The organism is Mycolicibacter sinensis, from assembly GCF_001667945.1.
GTDB lineage: Bacteria > Actinomycetota > Actinomycetes > Mycobacteriales > Mycobacteriaceae > Mycobacterium > Mycobacterium sinense_B.
Genome location: NZ_LZJK01000035.1, coordinates 1 through 3,779, shown reverse-complemented (window position 1 = coordinate 3,779; position 3,779 = coordinate 1). Strand labels below are relative to the sequence as shown.

Below are 3,779 nucleotides of genomic sequence, written 5' to 3'. Positions count from 1 at the left end.
TTGCCGCCATTACCAGCCGCCAACGTCGCGGTCGCAGCACCGCCGGCACCACCATCGCCGCCGTTGCCCCACATCTCGCCACCATGGCCACCGTTGCCACCATCAGCACCCAGACCGCCGGCTCCGCCGTCGCCGCCGTTGCCGATACCCCCGGCGTGCCCGCCGTTACCGCCGGCCACCCCCTCCAGGTTCGAGGTCCAGCCATCACCACCATCGCCGAACCACAGCCCACCGGCCTGGCCGTCGACGCTGTCGGCAGTACCGTCAGCGCCGTTGCAGATCATCCCGCAAAAACCCTCAGTGAACGGCGCCGTCAACTGGTTGATCACCCCATTGACCTGCGACCCGAAGTCAGAGTTGATCCAGTCCTGCAACGCCGCGTGCAGCGGCGTGTAGAACATGGTCTCCCACATCTGAGCCATCTCTAGGCCCGACGCATCCGCCGAACCGGACAGATCCCAATCCGAACCGGTGAACAGACTGTTGAAATCGTTCGACAGGTTGCCCCACGCACCCGGATCAAACAGATCCGTCAGGAAGTCCTCGAAATCGGCGTTGGCCACCGGCGCCGCCGCCAAGGGCGCCATCCCGAACGCCAAAAACGCCCCCACCGCCGAAGACGCACCCACGATCCGCCGGCCCCGCCGACCAGACCCGCCCGAGCTAGAACTCCCGCCGCCCGCAACGCCGCGCCGAACAACCACCATTGCCCCCGTTTCCCGTCGGTTCCTTGGCGCCGTGAACGTTGGTTAACACGCGCCTTAGGAACAGCACAGTACTTACGCAGGCGTCAATTGTCTACCAGAGGTGCAACAACCGGCTTCTTTCCGTCCCTTTAGTACGTCTTTTTGCTGGACAGTCGCGGAAGGTACACCCGAGCGGGTGTTTTCTCCCGTAGAGGCGCAAGGGTACGGGGCAAGGGAAGGAATTAAGAGCCGCCGCTGCGTCCCCAGGCGCCCCCGGCCATCCCCCGTGAGTATTGCTTCCTAGGCAGAGTTTTGCGGCCGGGCCCCGCACCAGACATGCGGGGCTTCGCCGACTACGTCTTCCTAGGGAGTGGCCCCGGCCCCGCCGGTGCCGCCGGCACCGCCCGTGGCACCACTCGCCGCACCACCGCCATCACCGCTGTCGCCGGAAGTGGCCCCGGACGCACCACCGGTACCGCCACTACCGCCGACACCACCGGCACCACCGCCCGTGGTCTCACTGTCGCCGCCGGCGCCACCGTTACCACCGACACCGCCGGTGCCGCTGTCACTGGCGCCCCCAGCGCCACCAGCACCACCGGCACCACCGGTCGCGGCCACCACGTTGGCGTTGTCGCCGCCGGCGATACCACCGTTGCCACCCGCACCACCGGCGCCACCGGTGCCACCACCGATCGCGGCACCACCGGCACCGCCATCACCGCCGGCGCCCGCGATCGCACCGCTACCAGTGATCCCGGTAGCACCGGTACCGCCCGGCGCATTGACCGTCACGGTGTTGCCGTTGCCACCGTTACCACCGGCACCACCATCACCCGGGGTGAAGCCGGCCCCACCGGCGCCACCATTCCCACCATCACCGGCCGAACCAGCGACATCGACGTTGCCGTTGTTGTAGTCGTTGGGCGTCGCGGTGAAGGCGTCACCACCGTTGCCACCGGCGCCACCGTCAGCACCATTGCCGACGTGGCCGTTCACCCCACCAGCACCGCCGGCACCACCGGCGCCACCCGCGCCGCCGTCACCGGCGACCGCACCATGCTGGCCGAAACCATGGCCGGCGTCGGTGTGCTGCGCCGCGCCGGACACACCACCATTCCCGCCGGCACCACCCTGGCCGCCGTTGCCGCCAATGCCGTCAGCCGCGGTAGCGGTACCACCGGCGCCTCCGGCACCACCGGATCCGCCGTTGCCGCCAGGTCCGCCGCTGAGGCTGAGGCCGGCGGACGGGACGGCGCCCAATTGACCGGAGCCCCCGTTACCCGCGTTGCCACCGGCCCCGCCGTTGCCGGCGGTGTGGGTGCCGTTGCCGCCAGCGCCGCCGGCGCCGCCGTTACCACCGGTGCCGCCGCCGGTCACACCGGTCACGTTGCCCTGGCCGTTGCCGCCGGAGCCGCCCGCGCCGCCGTCAGCGGTCGCGCCATCGGCCCCGGTAGTACCGCCGTTGGCGGTGCCGGCCACGCCGACATCGCCGCCATTGCCCCCGTTACCGCCCTTACCGCCGTTGGCGTGGTCAGCAGTGCCATCGGCGCCGTTACCACCGACACCGCCGGCCCCTGCGTCGCCACCGTTGCCGGAGTTGTAGCCATCGCCGCCTACGCCGCCGTCGCCACCATTGCCGGCATCGCCACCGTTGAACAGGGTGGTCGTGCCCCCGGCGGGATTGACCGCCGTCTGCGGGGCGGACATGCCGTTGCCGCCGTTACCACCGGCACCGGCGTCACCACCGTTACCTTGGTGGCCGCTGCCGAAGCCGGCGCCGCCGGCGCCGCCGTTACCGCCGTTGCCGCCGTCGCCGGCGGGCAGGATCTGGGCGGCGTTATTCGCGACCGGGCTGGACTCGATGATGTTGCCGTTGCCACCGGCGCCGCCGGCGCCACCGGTACCGCCATTGCCACCGAGCCCATCGACGGTGCCTGCGACGGCCTTGCCGCCGGCGCCGCCGGCACCGCCGTTGCCGCCGGTGCCCGGGGTGCTGCCAGCGGTGCCGCCGCCGAAGCCGCCGGCGCCACCGTTGCCGCCGTTGCCGGCGTGCAGGCCGGTGCCACCGACACCGCCGTCGCCGCCGCTGCCGCCCACTGCACCGTTCGGGCCGCTTTGGCCGTCAGGCCAGATGTCATGGACCCATGGTGCAGCCGCGCCACCGTCGCCGCCGTTGCCGCCGTCCGCGCCCTCACCGAGCTGACCGTCGGTGCCCTGGGCACCGCCTGCCCCGCCGACACCGGCGTTGCCGCCGTCACCACCGGCGCCGCCATTCCCGCCGGGGCGGTAGCTGTTGGTGTTGGTGACGCCGTCATTGCTGGTACCGCCCACACCGCCGGTGCCACCGTTTCCGCCGGTGCCGGCCGCGCCGCCATTGCCGCCGTTGCCGGTGGCGCTGAGCGCCTGGCCGCCGGCACCACCGTCACCACCGTGACCGCCGGCGCCGCCATCTTGGCCGGTGGCGTTCGCGGCGGACGTCAGGTCTGCGTCGTCAGTGCTGACCGCGCCGCTGCCGCCGGTACCGCCGGCGGCGCCGTTGCCGCCATCGCCGCCGTTGCCGGCGTTGCCGGCTTTGGTTCCGCCGTTGCCCCCAGCGCCGCCGTTGCCGCCGATACCACCGTTCTGGCCAGCGGTCGAGGCGGTGCCGCCGGCGCCGGGCGTGCCGTTCGTGCCCTCCGCGCCCGCTGCGCCGTTGCCGCCGGCGCCGCCGTTGCCGCCGTTGCCGTAGGCCCCGCCGTTGCCGCCGACGCCGCCGTTACCACCGTTGGTGCCGCTTGCGGCGCCCGAGTCGGCCGCGCCGGCATTGAAACCGTCGCCGCCGTTGCCGCCGTTGCCGCCGGTGGTCGGGGAGGCGCCGTCGGTGCCCGCCGCGCTGCCACCGGCGCCGCCCTTGCCGCCGGTGCCCGGAGCAGCGCCATTGCCACCATTGCCACCGTCGTGATGCGCCAAGGTGCCGGTCGCGCCGTCGCCACCGTTGCCGGCCGCACCCCCAGCACCACCGTTGCCGCCAAGCCCCAGGATCGACGAACCCGCACCACCATTGCCGCCATTACCACCGTTGCTGCCGTTACCACCGTTGCCATCACCACC

At 72.3% G+C, this 3,779-nt stretch carries 1 protein-coding gene and 1 pseudogene; both read right to left on the bottom strand.

Annotation, left to right across the window (positions count from 1 at the left end):
- A partial coding sequence (locus A5694_RS24895; protein WP_342710399.1) for a PGRS repeat-containing protein occupies positions 1 to 629 on the bottom strand: 629 nt, incomplete at its 3' end.
- A 420-nt stretch (positions 630 to 1,049) separates the two neighbouring features.
- Positions 1,050 to 3,779 (bottom strand): annotated as a pseudogene (locus A5694_RS23900) (PE family protein); the annotation flags it as partial.